Genomic DNA, 4,461 nt, shown 5'->3' with positions numbered 1-4,461 from the left:
CCCCCCCCCCCCCCCGCCACACCGGCCCCCACCGCCACCACCGCGAGCACCCCCACGCACACCCCCATCACGTCCCACGGCACCACCACCCCCGCCGGTGCCGAGAGCCGCGCGAGCCCCGCGCTCAGGCCGCCGAGGCCGACCAGCGTCACCGCGAGGCCGAGCACCGCGCCCACCGTCACCGCGAGGACCGCCTCGGCGGCCACGACGAGCCGTATCTGGCCGGGCGCGGCGCCGAGGAGGCGCAGGGAGCGCAGCTCGGGGGCGCGCACGGGGGCCGTCATCAGCTGGGTGCTCGCCAGCGAGATCGCCGTGTACGCGAGGCAGAGCGCGAGCAGCATGTGCAGGCCGAGGCGCGTCTGGTGCTTCATGCCGGGGTACTCGGCGGCCAGCCACTCCCCGGCCGTGCGCACCTGCCCGCCGGTCGTGCGCAGCGCCGCCGCGACGGCCGCGGGGTCGGCGCCGTCCCGCAGGCGCACGTCGACGCGGTCGAGCGGGGCGGCGGGGGCGTTGCGGGCCGTCACGTACGCCCCGTTGTCGCCCGTGCCGCGCGCGAGGACCGCCACGATCCGCAGCCGGGCCCGGCGGCCGTCGCTGAGCCACACGTCGACGTGCTCGCCGACGCGGTGCCGCTGCCACTCCTCGTTGACGACGATCGAGCGGTCGTCGAGGCGGCGTACGTCACCGGCGACCACGGGCAGCCGGTGCGTCGCCGCGTACGCCGCCGGGTCGGTCACGGCGCGCGCGTCGGCGCGCAGGAGCGCGGTCTCGTCGTCCTCGCGGACGAAGACGGCGGTGCTCGCCGACGCGGCCACCGTCGCCCCGGGGATCCGTCCCGGCGGCCTCAAGTCGTCGCCGGTGACGATCAGTTGGGCGGCGGTACGGTCCCTCGCCTCGGTCGCCTTCGCCGCGCCCACCGTCGCGGCGGAGCCGAGCAGGCAGCCCGCGGTGGCGACGGTGACGAGGACGGGGGCGGCGACGGCGGCGGTGCGGCGCACGGAACCGGCGGCGTTGGCGCGGGCGACGCGGGCGAGGGCGAGAGCACTGGCGGAGCGCCTTCCTGGGCTCTTGGCGGGGCGTCGGCCTGGGCGTTCGGCGGGGTGCGGGACCGGGCTTTCGGCGGGGCGTCGGCCTCGGCGTTCGGCGGGGTGCCGACTCACGCCTCCTGCGGGGTGCCGACTCACGCCTCCTGCGGGGTGCCGACTCACGCCTCCTGCGGGGTGCCGACTCACGCCTTCTGCGGGGTGCCGACCCACGGCTCCTGCGGGGTGCCGACCCACGGCTCCTGCGGGGCGTCGCCCCAGGCCCCCCGCGAGGCGTCGCCCCAGGCCCCGCACGCGGCGCCGACCCGGGCCGCCCGCGCCCCGCGCCAAGAACGCCGGGCGGCGGAACACGGCGACCACGTGCCGTACGAGGAGAGGGGACAGCGCTGCCACTCCCGTGGAGAGGATCATCGGCTGCGTCGTGTACGTCTTGCGCTTCAACAGCTCCGACGGCTCCGTCCACAGCGTCCACGCGAGCAGCCCCACCCCGCCCGCGAGCAGCACCGCGCCCACGACCCGGCGGCCGAGCGGCATCACGCCGGTGTCGAGCGACGCCTCGCGCAGCGCCTCCACGGGGCTCACGCGCCCGGCCCGGCGCGCCGCGCTCCACGATCCGGCGAGGGCCACGAGCAGGCCGGTCCAGAAGGCGAGCTGGTACGGCCACCAGGTCCAGGCGAAGCCGCCGGGGCCGCCGTCCACGGTGAACCACGGCGGCGCCACCTCCGCGTCGACCAGCGCCCGCGCGAGGCCCGGGGCCGCCCACGCCCCGATCACGCACCCGGCCGCCGACGCCGCCGCGCCCACCGCGAGGGCCTCGGCGAGCAGCCACCGCCGTACCTGCCCCCGGCTCGCCCCTGCCGCCCGGAGCAGCCCGAACTCGCGCCGCCGCAGCGCCACCACGAAGGCGAACGTGGACGCGGTCACGAACGCCGACACGAACGCGGCGACCCCGCCCGCCGTGCCGAGGAACGCGTTCACGGCGACCAGCGCCCGCGCGTCCCGTTCGGCGTCCGTGTCGACCTGGCGGCGGTCGGCGCCGGTCAGGACGCGGGCGCCGGTGCCGGAGGCGGCGACGACGGCGCGCACCCGGGCGGCGGGCGCGTCGAGGCCGACGGCGTCCGGTGCCGTACGGTCTGTACGGGTCTGGCCGGGGTGGGACTGACCGGGGTGGGTCTGGCCCGGGTGGGTCTGGCCCGGGTGGGCCCGGGCCGGGTCGGCCCGGCCGGGGCTGAGTCGGCCGAGGCGGCGCAGTTCGCGCAGCAGTTCGTTGTCCACAGGGTGTGGATGAGCGAGCCGCTTCGTGACGTGGCGGGTCTCGGGCCCGCGCCGCACCGGCACCGTCAGCGTGTCCCGGCCCGCCACCACCACCGGCGAGTCGGCGAACCGCACCGGCTCCCGCTCCGGCGCGCGCACGCTTGCCGCGAGCCCCACCCCCGTCGCGGCGATCAGGGCCACGCCGAGGGCGACGGCGACGAAGGCACCCAGGAATCCGGCCCACCGGGCCCGTAGTGACGCAAGAACCATGCCTTGAGCCAACCGCCCTGCGGGCCCCCGCTCACGACCACTGGCGGGCCGGTCGAAGGTAGGGCCAGGCCTACCCTTAGGGGTATGGATTCGGTGATCGACAGGGCGTTCGCGGCGGCGCTGTACGGGGCGGACGCGGGGGTCGGCCGCCCCGCGCACGCCGACGAGGGCCTCGACACCGGCGCCTCCCTCCTCGCCGCCGACCCCGGAGCCGACGCCGAACTCGCCGCGCGGGGTGAGGAGTTGCTGCGGCGGGCCTGGGAGCGCGGCTGGCAGCCCGCCGACGTCCTGCGCCTGGTCCGGCGCGACCTCGACGAGCCCCACGTACGCCTCGCCGCCGCCCTGATCCGTACCGAGACCCTCCGCTACGCCCCCGGCCTGCTGCCCGCACGCTGGCCCGCGCAGCTCGCCGCCCTCGACGCCCACGAGCCCTGGCGCGCGCCCGACCGGTTCACGCACGCCACCGCCGTGCTCGCCCTCTACCGGCTCCTGCTCCGGCTGCCCCCGATCGAGCCCGTCGGTCCGGCGCCCGGCACCCCCCTGCACGTACCGCCGCCGCACCGCGACGACGAGCCGCGCGCCCTCACCCGCATCCGCGCCCTGCTCGCCAAGGCCGAGGCGACCGGCTATCCGCAGGAGGCGGAGGCGCTCACCGCGAAGGCGCAGGAGCTGATGGCGCGGCACAGCGTCGACGAGGCGCTGCTCGCCGCCCGTACGCACCGCCCGGACGCGCCCGGGGCCTGCCGCGTCGGCGTCGACGCCCCGTACGAGACCGCCAAGGCGATCCTCCTCGACGCCGTCGCCGGGGCGAACCGCTGCCGCGCGGTGTGGAACGAGGCGTTCGGCTTCAGCACCGTCGTCGGCTTCGAGGCCGACCTGGAGGTGGTGGAGCTGCTGCACACCTCCCTGCTCGTGCAGGGCCTCGCCGCCATGACGACGGCGGAGGCCGGGCAGCGCGCGGGCGGGCGCAAGCGCACCAAGACGTTCCGGCAGGCCTTCTGGATGGCGTACGCCCAGCGTGTGGGCGCCCGTCTGGAGGCCGCCGCCGCGCCCGTCACCCACGAGGAGGGCGGTGGGGGCGGGGCGCTGCTCCCGGTGCTCGCCGCGCGGGACGTCGCCGTCGCCGACCGGGCGGAGCGGATGTTCCCGGAGACGACGACCACGCGGGTGCGCGGCGTACGGGACGGCGCGGGCTGGGCCGAGGGGGCCGCGGCGGCCACGAACGCCAGCCTGCACACGCGTGTGAGGCTTTCCGGGCGGGAAGGGTGAGGCAGGGGTGAGGCAGGGGTGAGCGGTGGAGGGGGATCAGGGGTGAGTACGCGGATGCGCATCGGGGAGCTTTCGGAACGCACCGGCACGCCGCGCAGGCTGCTGCGCTACTACGAGGAGCAGGGGCTGATCGTCGCCGATCGGGCGGCCAACGGGTACCGCGTGTACGACGAGGCGTGCGTCGACCGGGTCCTGCAGATCCGGGGGCTCCTCGACGCGGGGCTGCCCACGCGGCTCATCAAGCAGATCCTGCCCTGCCTGGACAAGCCCCGGGTCATCCACTTCCCGGACGCCACGCCGGAGATGCTGGCCACGTTGGAGCGGGAGCGGGACAGCATGACGCGGCGCGTCGAGTGTCTGACCCGGAACCGGGACGCGATCGGCGCGTACCTGGACGCGGTTCGGGCCCGCCTGTCCCAGCCCGCCTGACCCGCCCGACCCTCGCCCCGTCCGCGCCCCCTGGCCGCCCGGCCTCACCCCGCCGCCCTACGCGGGCCACCGCCCGGCCGTCCGCGCCCCCTGGCCGTCCGGCCTCCCGCCGTCGCCCTACGCGGGCCACCGCCCCGCCGTCGACGGCTCCCCCTGCGCCCTCCCCACCCCGCCGCTCCGCGGCGGGCTCTCCCAC

The 4,461-nt window shown here is 77.7% G+C and carries 3 protein-coding genes; 2 read left to right on the top strand and 1 reads right to left on the bottom strand.

The window, feature by feature from the left end:
* Positions 1-2,567, bottom strand: a 2,567-nt coding sequence (locus tag OO63_RS47320; RefSeq protein ID WP_051811809.1) for an FtsX-like permease family protein, incomplete at its 3' end; no start/stop codon positions are given.
* An 84-nt stretch (positions 2,568-2,651) separates the two neighbouring features.
* Here OO63_RS47320 and OO63_RS40960 point away from each other — a divergent pair.
* Together OO63_RS40960 and OO63_RS40955 are read left to right on the top strand one after the other, a co-directional pair.
* Positions 2,652-3,836 (top strand): DUF2786 domain-containing protein, encoded by a 1,185-nt coding sequence (locus OO63_RS40960; protein WP_051811807.1) that lies wholly within the window; start codon positions 2,652-2,654, stop codon positions 3,834-3,836.
* Positions 3,837-3,890: 54 nt separating this feature from the next.
* The gene (locus OO63_RS40955; RefSeq protein WP_030363559.1) at positions 3,891-4,265 is read left to right on the top strand and encodes a MerR family transcriptional regulator; all 375 of its coding nucleotides are present in this window, start codon (positions 3,891-3,893) and stop codon (positions 4,263-4,265) included.
* Positions 4,266-4,461 lie beyond the last annotated feature (196 nt).

The organism is Streptomyces alboflavus, from assembly GCF_000716675.1.
Taxonomy (GTDB): domain Bacteria; phylum Actinomycetota; class Actinomycetes; order Streptomycetales; family Streptomycetaceae; genus Streptomyces; species Streptomyces alboflavus.
Note: the sequence above shows the minus strand (reverse complement) of the source record. Positions and strands in the feature narration are given on the sequence as shown.

What these genes read in the sequence shown, in the direction of transcription:
- OO63_RS40960 (WP_051811807.1), top strand. Translation starts at nt 2,652, where the DNA reads ATGGATTCGGTGATCGACAGGGCGTTCGCGGCGGCGCTGTACGGGGCG.
- OO63_RS40955 (WP_030363559.1), top strand. Translation starts at nt 3,891, where the DNA reads ATGCGCATCGGGGAGCTTTCGGAACGCACCGGCACGCCGCGCAGGCTG.